At 71.7% G+C, this 16,043-nt stretch carries 15 protein-coding genes and 1 pseudogene; 8 read left to right on the forward strand and 8 right to left on the reverse strand.

The window, feature by feature from the left end; all coding sequences use genetic code 11:
- Positions 1-79: 79 nt before the first annotated feature.
- The 6 genes from ABZ887_RS18400 to ABZ887_RS18425 form a co-directional block, all read right to left on the reverse strand.
- Positions 80-1,570, reverse strand: a complete 1,491-nt coding sequence (locus ABZ887_RS18400) for a penicillin-binding transpeptidase domain-containing protein (RefSeq protein ID WP_361290123.1) — start codon at positions 1,568-1,570, stop codon at positions 80-82.
- Complete coding sequence (locus ABZ887_RS18405) at positions 1,567-2,928, reverse strand: FtsW/RodA/SpoVE family cell cycle protein (protein ID WP_361290126.1); 1,362 nt, start codon at positions 2,926-2,928, stop codon at positions 1,567-1,569. The genes ABZ887_RS18400 and ABZ887_RS18405 overlap by 4 nt, the downstream gene beginning before the upstream one ends.
- A gap of 43 nt (positions 2,929-2,971) precedes the next feature.
- Positions 2,972-3,478: an SH3 domain-containing protein gene (locus ABZ887_RS18410; protein ID WP_361290129.1), complete on the reverse strand. Its 507-nt coding sequence runs from the start codon at positions 3,476-3,478 to the stop codon at positions 2,972-2,974.
- 235 nt (positions 3,479-3,713) lie between these two features.
- Positions 3,714-4,949 (reverse strand): HAMP domain-containing sensor histidine kinase, encoded by a 1,236-nt coding sequence (locus ABZ887_RS18415; protein ID WP_361290132.1) that lies wholly within the window; start codon positions 4,947-4,949, stop codon positions 3,714-3,716.
- Entirely contained in the window at positions 4,946-5,728 is a 783-nt protein-coding gene (locus ABZ887_RS18420) for a hypothetical protein (RefSeq protein WP_361290135.1), read from the reverse strand. The genes ABZ887_RS18415 and ABZ887_RS18420 overlap by 4 nt, the downstream gene beginning before the upstream one ends.
- 180 nt (positions 5,729-5,908) lie before the next feature.
- On the reverse strand, positions 5,909-6,415 hold the full coding sequence (locus tag ABZ887_RS18425; protein ID WP_361290138.1) for a protein phosphatase: 507 nt from the start codon (positions 6,413-6,415) through the stop codon (positions 5,909-5,911).
- A 101-nt stretch (positions 6,416-6,516) separates the two neighbouring features.
- On the opposite strand from ABZ887_RS18425, the gene ABZ887_RS18430 reads away from it, so the two are divergent.
- Positions 6,517-7,320, forward strand: a complete 804-nt coding sequence (locus ABZ887_RS18430) for a nuclease-related domain-containing protein (RefSeq protein WP_361290141.1) — start codon at positions 6,517-6,519, stop codon at positions 7,318-7,320.
- 38 nt (positions 7,321-7,358) lie between these two features.
- On the opposite strand, the gene ligD is transcribed toward ABZ887_RS18430, so the two are convergent.
- Positions 7,359-8,240 carry a non-homologous end-joining DNA ligase gene (gene ligD, locus ABZ887_RS18435; protein ID WP_361290144.1) on the reverse strand — a complete coding sequence of 294 codons (882 nt, stop codon included), beginning with the start codon at positions 8,238-8,240 and terminating at the stop codon, positions 7,359-7,361.
- A gap of 51 nt (positions 8,241-8,291) precedes the next feature.
- Between ligD and ABZ887_RS18440 the strand changes: the two genes are divergently transcribed.
- The 5 genes from ABZ887_RS18440 to ABZ887_RS18460 all read left to right on the forward strand — a co-directional run bounded on the left by ABZ887_RS18440 (position 8,292) and on the right by ABZ887_RS18460 (position 13,763).
- Positions 8,292-9,500: a Ku protein gene (locus ABZ887_RS18440; RefSeq protein WP_361290147.1), complete on the forward strand. Its 1,209-nt coding sequence runs from the start codon at positions 8,292-8,294 to the stop codon at positions 9,498-9,500.
- A 258-nt stretch (positions 9,501-9,758) separates the two neighbouring features.
- Entirely contained in the window at positions 9,759-10,442 is a 684-nt protein-coding gene (locus tag ABZ887_RS18445) for a DoxX family protein (RefSeq protein WP_361290150.1), read from the forward strand.
- A gap of 282 nt (positions 10,443-10,724) precedes the next feature.
- Entirely contained in the window at positions 10,725-12,218 is a 1,494-nt protein-coding gene (locus tag ABZ887_RS18450) for a multicopper oxidase family protein (protein WP_361290153.1), read from the forward strand.
- Between the two features lie 232 nt (positions 12,219-12,450).
- A complete protein-coding gene (locus tag ABZ887_RS18455) occupies positions 12,451-13,224 on the forward strand; it encodes a hypothetical protein (protein ID WP_361290156.1) in 774 nt (257 codons plus the stop codon).
- Positions 13,225-13,358: 134 nt separating this feature from the next.
- Positions 13,359-13,763: a hypothetical protein gene (locus tag ABZ887_RS18460; RefSeq protein WP_361290159.1), complete on the forward strand. Its 405-nt coding sequence runs from the start codon at positions 13,359-13,361 to the stop codon at positions 13,761-13,763.
- Between the two features lie 129 nt (positions 13,764-13,892).
- Here the strand turns inward: ABZ887_RS18460 and ABZ887_RS18465 are convergent, their stop codons facing one another.
- Complete coding sequence (locus tag ABZ887_RS18465) at positions 13,893-14,453, reverse strand: hypothetical protein (protein WP_361290162.1); 561 nt, start codon at positions 14,451-14,453, stop codon at positions 13,893-13,895.
- 17 nt (positions 14,454-14,470) lie between these two features.
- On the opposite strand from ABZ887_RS18465, the pseudogene ABZ887_RS18470 reads away from it, so the two are divergent.
- Both ABZ887_RS18470 and ABZ887_RS18475 read left to right on the forward strand, forming a co-directional pair.
- Positions 14,471-14,654: pseudogene (locus ABZ887_RS18470) on the forward strand (site-specific integrase); the annotation flags it as partial.
- A 49-nt stretch (positions 14,655-14,703) separates the two neighbouring features.
- Positions 14,704-15,975, forward strand: coding sequence for an ATP-dependent RecD-like DNA helicase (locus ABZ887_RS18475; protein WP_361290165.1), 1,272 nt, complete (start codon positions 14,704-14,706; stop codon positions 15,973-15,975).
- The last annotated feature ends 68 nt before the right edge of the window (positions 15,976-16,043 follow it).

Raw genomic sequence — 16,043 nt, forward strand, 5'->3', positions numbered from 1 at the left:
TTGTCAGCAAGCCGGTCAATCCCCCGCGCGCGACTTGTCGACTCCGCGTCTACCCCGGTACGGGACCGTACGGGACCGCTCAGAAGCCGAGCGCCGCCCGCATCACCGCCCGGGCGATCGGCGCCGCGTCCCCGCCGCCGCTGATGTCCCCGCGGTCGGCCGCCGCGTCCTCGACCACCACCGCCACCGCGACCTTCGGCTCCAGGTCGCCGTCCGCCTGCGCCCAGGACACGAACCAGGCGTACGGCACCCCGGAGTTGCCGAGGCCGTGCTGCGCCGTGCCGGTCTTGCCGCCGACCGTGGCGCCGCGGATCGCCGCGTTGGTGCCGGTGCCCTCCCGGACCACGTCGACCATGAGTTCCTTCATCCGCACGGCCGTCGCGGGACTCATCACCTGCCGCACCTGCCCCGCACCGCCGGTGGCGACCGTCTCGCCGGTCCGCCGCACGGTCCGCTCCACCAGATACGGCGGATGCGCGAGCCCCCCGTCCGCCACCGCCGCCGCGACCATCGCCATCTGCAGCGGCGTGGCCCGGGTGTTGTACTGCCCGATCGACGACAGGGCCAGCTGCGCCTTGTCCACGCTCGTGTCGAAGGTGCTCGTCGCGGCGGTGAACGGGATGCGCAGCCGGGTGTCGTTGAAGCCGAACGCCTCGGCCGTCGCCCTCATGTCCGCCGCCCCCACGTCCACGCCCAGCTTCGCGAAGACCGTGTTGCAGGACCACGCGAAGGCCGCCCGCAGCGAGGCGTCCGCGCAGCCGTCGCCCTCGTTGGTCAGCCGGGTCGTGGTGCCCGGCAGCCGGTAGGGGTCGGGGGAGCGGGTCGGCGCGTCCAGGTCGCTGACCACGCCCGCGTCGAGGGCGGCGGCCGCCGTCACCACCTTGAAGGTCGAGCCCGGCGGATACGTCTGCCGTACCGCCCGGTTGAGCATCGGCTTCTCCGGGTCCCCGTTCAGCCGCGCCCAGGCCGAGGTCACCGCCGCGCCGTTGCCGGACAGTTGGGAGGGGTCGTACGACGGGGTGGAGACCAGGGCGAGGATCCGGCCGGTCGCCGGTTCGATCGCGGCCACCGCGCCCTTGCGCGAGCCGAGCCCCCGGTAGGCGGCCTCCTGGGCGTACCGGTCCAGGGTCGTGACGACGTTCCCGCCACGGTTCACCGCCCGGCCCGTGTCGTTCCACAGCGGGATCGACGCCAGCATCGGGTCGGTCCCGGAGAGCACCCCGTCCTCGGCGTGCTCCAGGAACGTCGTGCCGTACAGCTGCGAGGCGAAGCCGGTGACCGGGGCGTACAACGGACCCTGCGGATAGGTGCGTTCGTAGCGCAGCTGCTCCCGGCTGTCCCGGGAGCCGGTGACCGGCACGCCGCCGACCAGGATGTCGCCGCGGGGGAGACCGTAACGGGCGATCGAGTTACGGCGGTTGGCGGGGTTGTCGTCGTACTCCCGCGCCAGGACGACCTGGATGCGGGCGGCGTTGACGAGGAGCGCGAACAGCAGCAGGGCGCAGAGGGCGCGGGCCCGCCGGACGTACCTGGCCGTGCCGGCCCGCCGGCGGCCGTACTCGGTGTTCATGGGGCGACCTGTCCGTCGTAGTGGCGGCGGGCCGAGTCGCTCACCCGGATCAGCAGGGCCACGATCGCCCAGTTGGTGACGACCGAGGAGCCGCCCTGGGCGAGGAACGGCATCGCCATGCCGGTCAGCGGGATCAGCCCGGTCACCCCGCCCGCGATCACGAACACCTGGAGCGCCACGATCGAGGCGAGCCCGACCGCGAGGAGCCGGCCGAAGGGGTCGCGCAGGGCGAGGCCGGCCCGGTAGCCGCGCTCCACGAGCAGGCCGTAGAGGAGGAAGACCGCGGAGAGCCCGGCGAGGCCGAGTTCCTCGCCCGCCGTGGCCAGGATGAAGTCCGACTTGGCGGCGAAGCCGATGAGGATGGAGTGGCCGAGCCCCAGTCCGGTGCCGAGGACTCCGCCGGCCGCGAACGCGAAGAGGGACTGGGCGAGTTGGTTCGGCCCCTGGCCCGCGTCGATCGAGGCGAACGGATGCAGCCAGTCCTCGATCCGGCCGTGCACGTGCGGTTCCAGACGGCCGACGGCGACCGCGCCGAACACGGCGAGCAGCAGGCCGACGGCGATCCAGCCGGTGCGCCCGGTGGCGACGTACAGCATCACGACGAAGAGGCCGAAGAAGAGGAGCGAGGTGCCGAGGTCGCGTTCGAGGATCAGGACGCCGACGCTCACCAGCCAGATGGTGAGGATCGGGCCGAGCACCCGGCCGGTCGGGAACTGCATGAACCACAGCCGGCGGCCCGCGTACGCGAGCGCGTTGCGGTTGGCGGCGAGGTACGCGGCGAAGAACACCGCGAGCAGCACCTTCGCGAACTCGCTGGGCTGGATGGAGAATCCGGCGAACCGGATCCAGATCCGGGCCCCGTTGACGGCCGGGAAGAGGATCGGCAGGAGCAGCAGGACGAGTGCGGCGGCGACGCAGACGTACGCGTAGCGCTGGAGCACGCGGTGGTCGCGGAGCATCAGCACGACCATGATGAAGAGGCCGACGCCCAGCGTGGACCAGACGAGTTGGGCGGGGGCCGCCCGGTCGCCGGGGGTCTGCAGGTCCAGCCGGTAGATCAGGACCAGGCCGAGTCCGTTGAGCAGCACGCCGATCGGGAGCGGCAGCGGGTCGGCGTACGGGGCGCGCAGGCGTACGGCGAGGTGGGCGACGAGCGCGAGCACCCCGAGGCCGGCGCCGTAACCGGCGGCGCCGGGCGGGACGGTGCCGGTCTTTGCCAGGCCGACCGCGCAGTAGCCGTACACGGAGAGCAGGACGGCCAGCACGATCAGGGCGAGTTCGATGCCACGGCGCCGGGGGAGGCGTACGGCGGAGGTGGGGGTCGCGGTCGCCGCCAGGGTGGTTCCGGCCTTGGTCATGTCCGGAACTTACCCAAATAGTGTGAGTTGCGGGTCCTGTGGGTCAGCACCAGCGTGGCGTGCGCCCGAGGGTGTCGATGTCGCGGGCGGGGCCCCAGGCCCAGGTGCCGTCGGTGAGCAGGTACCAGACGCGGTCGCCGTCGACGGGATCGCCGAGGGCCCGGCAGTAGATGGAGACCTCCTCGCCGTTCGCGACGAACCGGATCCGCCGGCTGCCCCGCTCCGGCTGGTCGCGCAGCCAGACACCGTCCCGCGCGGTGACGACGCCCCGGTAGCGGGCGGGGTCGTTGCCACCGGGGGCGTAGGGGAGGCCGGGGTCGCCGGGGTCGCCGGAGCCGCCGGGGCCGAGGAAGTCGTCGATGGTGCCGCCGGTGTTGCCGACACCGTAGAGGTGGTCGGGGTCATCGAGGCCGTAGGGGTCATTGGGGTCGCCGTACTGGCCGGTCCCCGGGTCGGTACTGCCCCAGCCGTCGTCGGCGAGGGCGGGCGCGGCGCCGCAGAGGGTGACGAGGGCGGTGGCGACGGCTATGAGGGTGCGGCGGGGGAGCATGGTGCCTCCGGCGGGCGATCGGTGCGAACTGGTTATCCGCCACGCTAGGAGGGCTGTGAGGGGGCCGCCTTCTGCAGTGAGCCGAAAGTGATCTGCGGGCCGGTGGGGGCTGGTCGCGCCCGCGCGGCAGAGCCGCATATGAACACAGCCCCGCGCCCCTGATCTTTCAGGGGCGCGGGGAACTGCGCGAGCAACCCCCGCGCACCCGCAGCCGCGCAACTCACCGCTCACCCCCTTACGGGAGCGTCAGCGTCGCCACCGCCCCACCGTCGATCGCGTTCGCGAAACACAACCGCGCCCCCAGCACCTCCGCCTGCCCCACCGCGATCGTGAGCCCCAGCCCGTGCCCCTTGGCCCCGCCCTCCGTCCGGAACCGCTGCGGGCCGTGTGCCACCAGGTACTCGGGATAACCGTCCCCGTGGTCCCGCACGGTGACCTCCTTGCCCTCCACCGTCAGCACCACGGGCCCCCGCCCGTGCCGGTGCGCGTTGGCGACCAGGTTCCCCAGCACCCGTTCCAGCCGCCGCCGGTCGGTCTCCACCCACACGTCCCGTACGACCTTCACCCCGGTCTCCGTCCCGGATGCCCGCACCACCCGCTCGGCCAGCGTGCCCAGCGCCTCCGCGTCGGTCTCCAGCCGCTCCCGGCCCGCGTCGAGGCGGGAGATCTCCAGCAGGTCCTCGGTGAGCGTGCGCAACGCGGCCACCCGGTCCCGCACCAGTTCCGTCGGCCGTCCCGGAGGCAGCAGTTCCGCCGCCGCGTGCAGCCCCGTCAGCGGCGTCCGCAGCTCGTGCGCCACGTCGGCCGTGAACCGCTGCTCGCTCAGCAGCTTGCTCTGCAGCGACGCGGCCATCCCGTCCAGTGCGGCGGCGACCGCGGCCACCTCGTCCTGCGGGCGGGTCGGATCCTCGGTACGGGGGTCGTGCACGCGGGCGTCCAGGTCCCCGGCGCTGATCCGCCGGGCCACCTGGGCGGTGCCGTGCAGCCGCCGGGTCACCCGGGTCACCGCGAACGAGCCGACCAGCAGCGTCGCCCCGATGGCGAGCGCCGACGACCAGAGGATGGAGTGGTCCAGGCCGGCGATGGTGCCGGCCTGCTGGGAGTAGTCGACACCCACCGCGAGCGACCGGTCGCGGTCGGCCGGGCCCGCCGCCCACATCACGGGGTGACCGTCGTCCTGGTCCCTGGCGACCATCGTGCCGCGCTCCCCGGTCAGCGCCAGCGCCCGCAGCCGCGGCGGCAGCCCCCGCGGGTCGACATGGGCGCCCCGCGGCAGCGCGTCCCCCGCCTGGTAGGCGGTCGTCGCCTCCGCGAGCCGGGACAGCGCCTGGTCACGGGCCTGCGCGACGGTCTGGTCGGTGACCGACACATGCACCAGGACGCCGAGCAGCGCGGCCAGCGCACAGCACATCACCGTGATGAACGCCGCCGACTTCGCCGCGAGCGTCCCGGCCCAGTGCGGGAGCCTCATCGCGCCCCCGCCGATGCCGAAGTCGATGCCGATGCCGACGCTGGGGCCGATGCCGATGCCGATGCCGATGCCGATGCCGACGGCACCGGGGTGCGGGTGTGCCGTCCCTTGCCGGTGCGCAGGAACTCGTCCCGGGAGAACACCATCGCCTTCCGCTCCGGATCCCAGGCCCAGGTCGTCCGGTACTCGTACCCGCTGATCCCGGCCGGGGACCGTTCGATCACCGTCCGCCCGGCCAGCTCGACGCCGATGATCGCGTCGTTGTCGTCGAGGACCTGTACCAGCCGGTGCTTCTCGACGGTGTACACGCGCAGCGCGGTCTGGTTCGTCGGATACAGCCGGAAGCCGAGCGTGAGCTCGTCCCGCCCGTCCCCGGTGAGGTCCCGGTAGTACGGCTTCAGCAGCGGACACCGCGCCCCGCCGCCGCCCGCCGTGCACTGCTTCATCCGGTCCGCGGTCTCGTGGTACGCCCCGTCGGCGCCGTAGTCCGCCGGGTCCGAGGCGATCTCCGCCCCAATGACGGCCACCGGATCCACCCGGCGGATGTCGTCGCCGGGAACCGTGATCCCCTTGACGGTCTCCGTGCTGCCCTCGTCGTAGGGCCAGGCCGGGCTGGACGCAGGCCGCAGGTCGGGCCAGAGCTTCGCGGGGCTGATGGCGGTCGGGGTCGCCCCGGCCGCGCGCAGCCCGCCGGAGTCGCCGCAGCCGGCCGCGGTCACCGTCAGCAGGGCGACGGCGGCCGCGGTCACGGCGGCACGGACGGGACGACGGGCTGGCACGCTGCTCCTGGCTCGGCGGGGTCGGTGGGCGGGTCGGTGGGCGGGGGCGGGGGCGATGGGCGGCGGGGCGGTGGGCGGCGCCTGGGCGGCCCCGGCGGGCGGAGGCGGCCCCGTACACCTTAATTCGTAGATTCGTAGGGAAGTCCTTTTTGCGCCCCGGGGGCCGGTGCAGGGGAGAGGCTACTCGGCGAGGTCCTCCAGGAGCCGGGCGGTGGACAGCCCGGCCCGCAGGTAGGCCACGAACAGCTCGTTGTGCAGCGCCCAGGGCGAGCGCCGGGCCCGCACCAGCCGGATCGCCTCCTCGGCCGTACGCCCCTGGTGGACCAGCGCCTGCGCGACCACCAGCCCGGACCGGTTGTACCCGCTGTAGCAGCGCACCAGCACCGACCGCCCCGTGTCCAGGGCCTCGCTCGCCGCCAGCGCGAGCCGCATCACGCCGGCCAGCTGGGTGCCGTCCAGCGGCCCGTCCGGTATCGGCCACACATGGTGTTCGACCCCGGCGGGCGGACCGTGCCCGGGCAGCCGCAGCAGACTCTGCACCAGGTCGAACTCGTCCCGCACCACGGCGGACTCCAGCCGCCCCGAACGCCCCCGGAACTCGTGGCCGCCCATCCACAGCCCGGGCAGCACCTCGCTCCATGGACTGTCCGGAGCCGGTACGTCGTACTGCTCACCACGGATCCGCACCCGGCGCCTCCCCGCTGCGCGCGCCAACCCCTGTCAAAGGTAGCGGGGTTCTTGCCCCTGGAGCACCCCGCCTGTTCCCATGGTCGAGGGGTGATGACGCAATGAGCGGACTGCGCGTCGTGCCGACCTGGCGGCACGGTCAGGAGCGACTGTACGTATGCCTCACGGACGGCAGGAACATCGCCTGGTACGACCGTGAGGCGGGCCGGGTCAATCTGCTCAGCGACGAGCGGCGGGACGACGTGCTGGAGACCCTGCGCCCGTTCCTGACCGGCCCGGTCACGGTCGGCCCGCCCCCCGTGCCCACCCCGGCCGAACTGGCGCGGCTGACCCTGCATCCCGACGACGACCTGGCGCCCAACCGCCCCGGCGAGGCGCTGCTGGTCGCCCTCGACCGGGACCCCGGTCCGGCCCACCGACTCCGCCCCGACCCCCGCCGCCGCGCCCTGACCGCGGAACAGACCGTCGGCGACGCGCTGGACCACCTCGACGGAGCCGGCTGGCACGCCCTGCACTCCGTGCCGCTGCCCGGCGGCGACCGCCTGCACCATCTGCTGATCGGGCCGGGCGGCCTGTTCTGCGTGCACTCCCTCTACGCCCGCAAGCAGAAGGTCCTGGTCGCCGACCCGATGATCACGCTGGGTCGGCGCGAGCCCCAGCCGCTCCTGCGCCGCCTGCGGGCGGACGCCGACCGGGCCTCGTACGCCCTCACGGCGGAGGTCCGTCCGGTCCTGGCCCTGACCGAGCCGGCGGACGTCCGGACGACGGCCGCGCCGCGCGAGGTCCACATCCTCCGCGACCAGGACCTGGACGGCCTGTCCCGCCTGGGCGGCGTCCTCAAGCCGGCGGACGTGGAGGCCCTGCACGCCATGGCGCGGGACCGCAACACGTGGGGAAGGGTGTAGAGCCCCTCGGGACGACGGCCCCTCGGGACGACGGCCCCTCAGGGCAGCGCCGCCGCGCGTCCCGTGTCCAGCAGCGGGGCCAGCAGGTCCCCGTGATCCTGGACGCGCGGCACGATGTCCCCCGCTCGGAACACCAGCTGCGCCGCCGCCCGGCACTCCGCGACCTCCTGCCACGTCACCGGCGCCGACACCGTCGGCTCCCGCCGTGCCCGCAGTGTGTACGGCGTGGCCGTCGTCTTCCGCCCCGCGTTCTGGCTCCAGTCCACGAACACCTTCCCCGGCCGCATACTGCGCGTCATCCGGTGCACCACCAGCCGCGGCATCGCCCGCTCCGCCGCCACGGCCAGTTCCTTCGCGTACTCGCTCACCCGCTCGCTGGACGCTCCCCGCACCGCCGCCAGCAGATGCAGCCCCTTCGAACCGGCCGTCTTGGCGTACGCCTCGATCCCGTCCGCCGCCAGCCGCTCCCGCAGCCACAGCGCGACCTCGCAGCACTGCACCACCGTCGCCGGGGCGCCGGGGTCCAGGTCGAGGACGATCCGGTCGGCCTCGTCCGGTGTCCCCACCAGCCACTGGTGCGTGTGGAACTCGGTGACCAGGTTCGCCGCCCACATCAGGCTCGCGAGGTCCTGCACCAGCACCATCCGGGCCGCCCCCTCCGAGCGGCGCACCTCGGCGGTCGTGACCCACTCGGGCGTACCCGGCGGCACGTTCTTGGTGAAGAACACCTGGCCGTCAGGACCGTCCGGGTACCGGAGGAACGAGACCGGCCGGTCCCGCAGATGCGGGAGCAGGACCCCGGACGTCGTCGCGTAGTAGTGCAGCAGCTCGCCCTTGGTGAACCCGGTCGCCGGATACAGCACCTTCTCCAGGTTGCTGAGCGCGACCCTGCGCCCGTCCACCTCTGTGATCGGCGTCATACGATGACAATCTCATACAAATCCTGGTATTCGGACGGAGGGAAGCCGCACGTGCGATCCATCTGGAACGGCGCGATCTCCTTCGGGCTCGTCAGCATCCCGATCAAGCTGGTGAACGCCACGGAGAGCCACTCGATCTCCTTCCGCCAGGTCCACACCGAGGACAACGGCCGCATCCGCTACCGCAAGTTCTGCGAGCTGGAGGACCGTGAGGTCACCCAGTCGGAGATCGGCAAGGGGTACGAGGACGCCGACGGCACGATCGTCCCGATCACCGACGAGGACCTGTCCCACCTGCCCATCCCCACCGCCCGCACGATCGAGATCGTCGCGTTCGTCCCCGCCGAGCGGATCGACCCGCTCCAGATGGACGCGGCGTACTACCTGGCGGCCTCGGGCGCCCCGGCGGCGAAACCGTACGTCCTCCTGCGGGAGGCCCTGAAGCGCAGCCACAAGGTGGCCATCGCGAAGTACGCGCTGCGCGGCCGCGAGCGCCTCGGCATGCTCCGGGTGGTCGGCGACGCCATCGCCATGCACGGCCTGCTCTGGCCGGACGAGGTCCGCGCCCCCGAGGGGGTCGCCCCGGACGTCGACGTCACCGTCCGGGACAAGGAACTCGACCTCGCGGACGCCCTGATGGACACCCTCGGCGAGGTCGACCTGAAGGACCTGCACGACGAGTACCGGGAGGCCCTGGAGGAGGTCATCGCCGCGAAGGCGGCCGGCGAGGCCCCGCCGGAGGCCCCCGAACCGGCGGCGGGCGGCAAGGTCCTCGACCTGATGGCGGCCCTGGAGAAGAGCGTGCGGGCGGCGAAGGAGTCGAGGGGGGAGGGGGCGGAGGGCGCGGAGGGGACGGAGGGCGCCGAGAGGGCGGAGGGCGCCGAGGTCGCGTCGCTGCCGAGCGCGAGCGGCAAGCGGCGGGGGGCCGCGGCGGACGGGACGGCGGCGAAGGGGACGGCAGCGAAGGGAGCCGCGGCGAGGGGGACCGAGGTGAAGGGGGCCGAGGTGAAGGGGGCCGAGGTGAAGGGGGCGGCGGTCAAGAAGCCGGCGGTGAAGAGGCCGGCGGCCTCGCCCAAGAAGTCGGGGGCCGTGAAGTCGGCGACTGCGAAGGCTGCGGCGGAGGGGCCGGCGGCCAGGAAGTCCACGGCCAGGAAGTCGACGGCGAAGACGTCGGAGGGGAAGGGCGCGGAGGAGAAGGAGGCGGCGGCGAGGAAGACGTCGGCCAAGAAGACGGCGGCGGCTCGCAAACGCTCCGCGTGAAGGCCTCCTGTCGGGTGTCGCGGGCTTGCAATTGGTGCGCTTCTCCGCCCGCCTGACGGTTCATCACAGCACGTGGCGATCCCCGGCTTCGAGCCATGCCATGCCCCCTCGGCCGGTCGGTTATTGCCGATCGAAATAGTGCATATTTCAACATATCGTTGGATATGACGAGGGGATGGCGCAATGCTGGGTGAGGGGGAGGGCCCGCCGCACGGCGAGCAGACAGACCGGCTTGTCCCCACCCGTGAAGGCATTGCCATGCGTGCACTGCATTTCCACCCCTTCGGCAGAACCCACCTCCTGTCCCTGACCCAGGTACGCGCCCCCGGAGCCCCCACGGCTCCCGTAGCCCCCGCGGCTCCCGCGGCTCCCGCGGCGGAGGACCGCAGGCCCCCCGGTCGGGCCAGGACCGCCTCGGGCCCGCCGGGCGGGACGCATGCCGCCGGTCCGCGCCCCCTGCTGTCCGCCGGTGAGTGCGGGCTGCTGCTGATCAGGCTGACCTTCGGGCTGTTGCTGGCCGGCCACGGTGCGCAGAAGCTGTTCGGCCTCTTCGGCGGACCGGGCCTGACGGCCACCGGCAGGAGCTTCGACACCCTCGGCTACCACCCGGGCAAGGTCTTCGCCGTGATCGGCGGTCTCTCCGAACTCGCCGGTGGCCTCGGTCTTGCCGTCGGTCTGTTCACTCCGCTGGCGGCCGCGGCCATCATCGGCGTGATGATCAACGCCATGGCGACCGTGAGCGGTGCCAACGGCCTGTGGATCCAGGACAACGGGGTCGAGTACAGCGTCGCCATCTGCATCGTCGTGCTCGCGCTCGCCGCCATCGGCTCGGGCCGGCTGTCCTTCGACCGGTTCTTCCCCTGGCGCGACGGCGGCTGGCCCGCCGCCGCCGTCGCGCTCGGGCTGGGCGGCATCGGTGCCGCGATCGCGCTGAGCATCTGAGGACTGCCGCGCATGTACGTATCGGCGTACCTACATACCTGCGTATCGGCGTATCTACGGATTTGAGGACCTGGGTGCCGGGACTGCCGCCATCCGTGTGGAAGCCCGGCCGACGGGAGCGGTTGCCGCCGCCTGACGCGCGTGGCACGCGCGACGGTGGAGGCCGCCCCTCCTACATTTCTCCTACATTCCGGCCGGCCAGGCGACCGACCGCCCTGGCCTCGGCCCTGCCCCACCAGGCGTGGCACCGCCGTCCGGTCGCTCGGTTTCCCTGGGAGAGACGTGACCCGAGACGTGACCCGGTCCCGCATCCGTTCCTCGCTGGCTCTGCCGGTCGCCGGCCTGCTCCTCACCACCGGCTGGCTGGCCGGTTGCGGGGATCCGACACCGGCCGGAGACGCCCACGGCACCCGGCGACCCGCGCCGGAGGCCGGCGACCGTCCCGCCGCCGGACCACGGCTGCAGGACCCGCCGGAGCTGGTCAGCCACGACGGCCTCCTCAAGGCCGCCATCGTGGTGGAACACCGCAAGGTGCGGGTCGGCGACCGCCGGCTGTACGCCACCACCTACAACGGGGCGTACATGCCGCCCACGCTGCGCGTGCGGCCCGGCGACCGCATCGACCTGACCATGACCAACCGTGTCGACGAAGACACCAACGTGCACACGCACGGTCTGCACGTCTCCCCGCACAGCCCCGCCGACGACGTCTTCGTCGCCATCAAGTACAACCAGTCGTACCACTACACCTACCGGTTGCCGTTCAACCATCCGACCGGCACGTTCTGGTACCACTCGCACGCGGACATGATGTCCGCGCAGCAGGTCGCGGGCGGCGAGTCGGGGATCATCGTCGTCGAGGGCCTCCAGCAGCACCTGCCCCCCTCCCTGCGCGGCATCACCGAGCACACGATCGCGCTCAAGGACTTCCAGGTCGAGGGTGACTCGATCAAGACGCACCCCCTCAAGATCGGGGATCCCACGAACCGCACCGTCAACGGCCAGCAGGACCCGGTGATCGGCATCCGGCCGGGGGAGACCCAGCTCTGGCGGCTGGCCAACATCGGCGCCAACATCTACTACAAGCTCCACCTCCCCGGCTCCCGCTTCCGCGTGATCGCCCAGGACGGCATCCCCGTCCGGAAGGCGTACGACCAGGACACGCTCGTGATCGCGGCCGGGGCGCGGTTCGACGTCCTGGTCCAGGGCGGCAGGCCCGGCACGACGCGTCTGGAGACCCTCGCGTACGACACCGGCCCGGCCGGGAACAAGTTCCCCCGGGCCGACCTCGCCACCGTCGTCACCGGCGGCACGCCCGTGCACCGCGCCACCCTGCCGACCGGCATCGCCCCGCACGAGGACCTGGGCAACGCGAAGATCGCGGCCCGCAGGACCGTCGTCCTCACGGAGAACAAGGCGGGCACGAAGTTCTACATCGACGGCCGGCTCTACGACCCGCACCGGACCGACTTCACCGGCACCCTCGACACCGTCGAGGAGTGGACCATCCGCAACGACTCCGACGAGATCCACTCCTTCCACATCCACACCAACGACTTCCAGCTGATGAGCATCGACGGGAAACCCCAGGACCCCGCCCACGGCTGGTACGACACCATCGACGTGCCCGTGCGCGGCAAGGCGGTCATCCGGATGCACTACACCGACTTCACCGGGAAGACCGTGGTGCACTGCCACATCCTCAACCACGAGGACATGGGGATGATGGCCGTCCTGAACATCGTCGCGCCCCGCGGGGACGCGCCCGGCAAGTGACCACCGCGCGGGCCCCGGCCAGTCGCCCGCCCCGACCACCCACCGCGAAGGCCCCGACTCCGACACACCGGCCACGGCGTCCTCTTCCGATGGCGTACGCCCGATACACCTGACTGCAGTGGGGAGTTGGGGAAGAACTGGGCCCGGTCGGGAAACCGGATCATAGGATCCACGCATGCCGAGAGGGACCGGAAGTTCGACAAGGGTGCAAGGCGGGGCACGCCCCGTTCGCTTGGGACCTCTGGACGACAGGTGGGAGCGGCCTGCGGCCGGCGTGGCCGGGATCCTGTTCGCCGGAGCCGGCGCGGTGGCGGTCTTCATCTCGGCGAACCAGGCGGGCAGCACCACCTTGGTCCTGATCGGCGCCCTGTTTCTGCTGATGGCCGTGAGCGGCCGCACCATCGAGAGCGTGCGCATCGGCGACTGGGAGTTCACGATGTCGGAACTGCGCAGGCAGGCGGCCGAACAAGCCCGATCCGGGCGTACCGATCAGGCCCAGGCCATGTTGAACGTCCTCAAGCAACTCGACCCGGCCGCAGACCGGGACCCCGCGGTGCACGCCGTGGAGATCACTGTCTTCGAGAACCGGGTCGTCGACGCTGTCGAAGCCGCACGATCCGAAGGCGACCAGGTGGAACGCCATCCCGACAGCGGGCTGGGCGAGCCACTGGCCGTCCTCGTGGCACGGCCCGACGGCGTCAGGATCGGCGTCTTCGCCGCGTACGCCCTCGACGAGTCCGGCCACATTTCGGCGACGTCCTCGGACAGCTTCGTACGACGGGCGCGAGAGGTGGACTGCGCCGCCTACCTCTTCGTCAACGGCACGCTCCATCAGGACGACCTCGCTTGCCTGGCCGACGGTATCCAGCGGGACGGCGGCCGTCCCGTGGACACGGAGACCTGGGCGTCCATCGCGCAGTCCGCGCCCCTCCGCCCCGCCATCGACCGTCTGCTCGCCCGAGTTCGCGGTCGGCAGGACGAGAGGGCGACGATCCCCGGACAGTGATCGACCGACGGCCCGACGGCCCGGCAGCGGGGCCGGCCGCCCCAGGCGGTGACGGCGAATCTGCCCGGTTTGTGGGTCCCCAAGGGGGCGAATAGCCTAGTCGCAGGGGGTCGGTTCGATCAGAGGGGCCGCCCATGAACAGGTACAGAAACCGCGCCTGGCGCGCGATCGGAGCCATCGCCGCACTCGCCACGGCCGTCTCGATCGGCTTCGCCGCTCCGGCTCAGGCTCGGACCAACGCACAACTGAACGCGTACGTCAGTGACGGCTGGGGTGGTGGAACCATCACCAGCAACCCCGTCGGGATCAACTGCCACACTGTGGCGTGGGATCCGTACGGCGGTGACTCGGCCCCCGACCCGACGGGCACCTGCACTGCGAGCTTCCCCATCGGGACGACGGTCCACTTCACCGCCACCGCAGACGCGGGTTCAAACGTCAACATCCCCCCCGACCCGAATCCCGTGACCATTCGGTCCGGCTACAACTACACGGGGGTTGTGTTCTGCCCGAACGAGGGCCTCTGTTCCGCAGGTTAGTCGGCACCCCCTCTTCTTCTGAAGTGGCCTGGGCGCCTGCCACGTTGGGCACAAGGGCCAGAACGACGGTACCCAGTCGTGCCCGGGGACTGGCGTGACGCCCAGGGGCCTCGTCGTTTGCGATGCCTGTCAGGCGCGCCTGATGGCCTGGGCCTGTTCCGAGGCGAGTAGGCGTTCAAGACTCCTCCGCTCACTGTCGAGCGCAGCGAGCAACCGCGCCCGAGTGTCTTTGAAGTCAGGCTCCACCTCGACGCCAAGGTCGTGACGAAGGCTGACTCGCAACAGATACACACCATCGGACAGCGGTCTGCTGAACCAGTCTTTGGCCCGCTCGTACGACCCGTCTGAGTCAGGACGGCTCGGCAACTGCTTCACGACGGAGTATCCGACCCCGAGCGCCCTGTTGAGGGCCGAGGCAATCTGATGGACGTCCTTCGGCAGTGCCATCTGTGCCAAGGAGTACTGCTCTGCCCACGCTTCCTTGGCGGTGTCGAGGGCTGCCGGGTCGACGCTTTCACCCCGCTCGGCTGCCAGAACTGCGTCTCGGGCAGCGACCCGGTAAGCGCGAGCCGTGGTGTTCAGTCGGGCACAGAGATCCCGTCTGGCTTCCTGCGCGCGGTCGTGGCGGTCCTCCGCCCGTTCACGATCGGCACGCCGGTTCTGCTCCCGGGTGAAGCGCTGGCTGAGCACTGCCCCACCCAGATTCCCACGAACGTGGCGGCGTGGTCGGCTCATCCGCGTACTCGCGGGTGTGGAAGGAAGCCCGGGAGTACGCGCTGCCGCCCGACCGGGTTGACTCGCCGTTGGCTGGGCACCCGTACGACTTGCGGCACACGATGGCTGAACGCTGGGGCACCGATCGCCGAGGTAGCGTGGCGGGTCGGCAACTCGGACTGGGGAAAGACCCCTCCAGTACGTCCCCTGGGGCGGGCGCACCGCCGTGCAGGCCCTCACGGACGCCCTCGGCCAGGTCCTCGGTCTCGGTGATGCGGAGGATCCCGTGCGGGCGTTCGCCCTCACCTACGGCGGCAGCGTCAGCGGCGACTACCTCAACTGGCAGCGCGGCGCCGGTATCCGCGCGGAGGTGTGGCAGATCCTCTCGCCCACCCGGTCCCGTGCCTTCGGGACGGTCGAGCTGAACCGCCACATCAAACGCGTGTACCGGGCCGCGGACACCGAGTGGGCGAAACGGTACCGGGGTGCGAACATCCCCTTCCCGATCGGGCCCGAGGAGATCGTGCGCGGCGACAAGGTCATGCAGACGACCAACAAACGCATGAAGGCGTGGCCGCGCGAGAACGCGATGGACTACGTCGCCAACGGAGAGATCGGTGTTGCCCTCGCCTGGCCCACGCCCTCCGCCAAGCGGAAGAAGCACACCCTGAAGCTCGGTGTGGAGTTCTCCTCCCAGCCTGGCCACGAGTACAGCTACCAGCCGTCGGACAGGGACGACGCCCCACTGGAGCTGGCCTGGGCCGTCACCGTGCACAAGGCGCAGGGCTCAGAGTGCGGCACGACGTTCCTGGTCCTGCCCGCCAGGGCCAACCTGCCCAGGGAACTCCTGTACACGGCGCTGACCCGGCAGAAGGACAGAGTCGTCATCCTCCACGAGGGCACCCTGGCGGACCTGCGCGCCTTCGCCCACCCGAGTAACTCCGAGACTGCCCGTCGGCTGACCGACCTCTTCGAGGCACCGCAGCCGTTCGCCCTCGACGTACGGGGGCAGACCCGCCGCTTCGACCGCAAGCTGATGCACGTGTCCGCCGACGGGACGCCGATGGCCTCGAAGAACGAGGTCATCATCGCGGGTCTCCTCGATCGCCTGGCGCCGGGACGATGGCTCTACGAGGAGCCGCTCACGGGCGCCGACGGCCGCGTCGTCCGCCCCGACTTCACCGTCACTGGCGAGGACGGCCGCACGGTCTTCTGGGAACACGCCGGCATGCTCGACCTCCCCGACTACGCGCGCAAGTGGGAGCGCAAGAAGGAGTGGTACGCGAGGAACGGCATCGAGCCATGGGACAAGGGCGGCGGTCCCAACGGCACCCTGATGTGGACCGACGACCTCGACGGCGCGGACGCCCGGGCCTGGCTCGCGCTCGCCTCCCAGGTCCTGGACGCGGAGCCGACGGACTCCGGGTCCGCGACTGCGCCCGGGACCGGGTCGGCCAGAAGGGCCAAGAAGACCGCCGCCCGGCGGAGGAGGCCGTGACCGCGCCGTCGGCACCCGCCCGGTGGCGTGCGCCTACGGCTCCCACGAAGGACGAGGGACCGTACGAG

Source organism: Streptomyces sp. NPDC047061, assembly GCF_040643955.1.
Lineage (GTDB): Bacteria > Actinomycetota > Actinomycetes > Streptomycetales > Streptomycetaceae > Streptomyces.

What these genes read in the sequence shown, in the direction of transcription:
- ABZ887_RS18400 (WP_361290123.1), bottom strand. Translation starts at nt 1,570, where the DNA reads ATGAACACCGAGTACGGCCGCCGGCGGGCCGGCACGGCCAGGTACGTC.
- ABZ887_RS18405 (WP_361290126.1), bottom strand. Translation starts at nt 2,928, where the DNA reads ATGACCAAGGCCGGAACCACCCTGGCGGCGACCGCGACCCCCACCTCC.
- ABZ887_RS18410 (WP_361290129.1), bottom strand. Translation starts at nt 3,478, where the DNA reads ATGCTCCCCCGCCGCACCCTCATAGCCGTCGCCACCGCCCTCGTCACC.
- ABZ887_RS18415 (WP_361290132.1), bottom strand. Translation starts at nt 4,949, where the DNA reads ATGAGGCTCCCGCACTGGGCCGGGACGCTCGCGGCGAAGTCGGCGGCG.
- ABZ887_RS18430 (WP_361290141.1), top strand. Translation starts at nt 6,517, where the DNA reads ATGAGCGGACTGCGCGTCGTGCCGACCTGGCGGCACGGTCAGGAGCGA.
- ligD (WP_361290144.1), bottom strand. Translation starts at nt 8,240, where the DNA reads ATGACGCCGATCACAGAGGTGGACGGGCGCAGGGTCGCGCTCAGCAAC.
- ABZ887_RS18445 (WP_361290150.1), top strand. Translation starts at nt 9,759, where the DNA reads ATGCGTGCACTGCATTTCCACCCCTTCGGCAGAACCCACCTCCTGTCC.
- ABZ887_RS18460 (WP_361290159.1), top strand. Translation starts at nt 13,359, where the DNA reads ATGAACAGGTACAGAAACCGCGCCTGGCGCGCGATCGGAGCCATCGCC.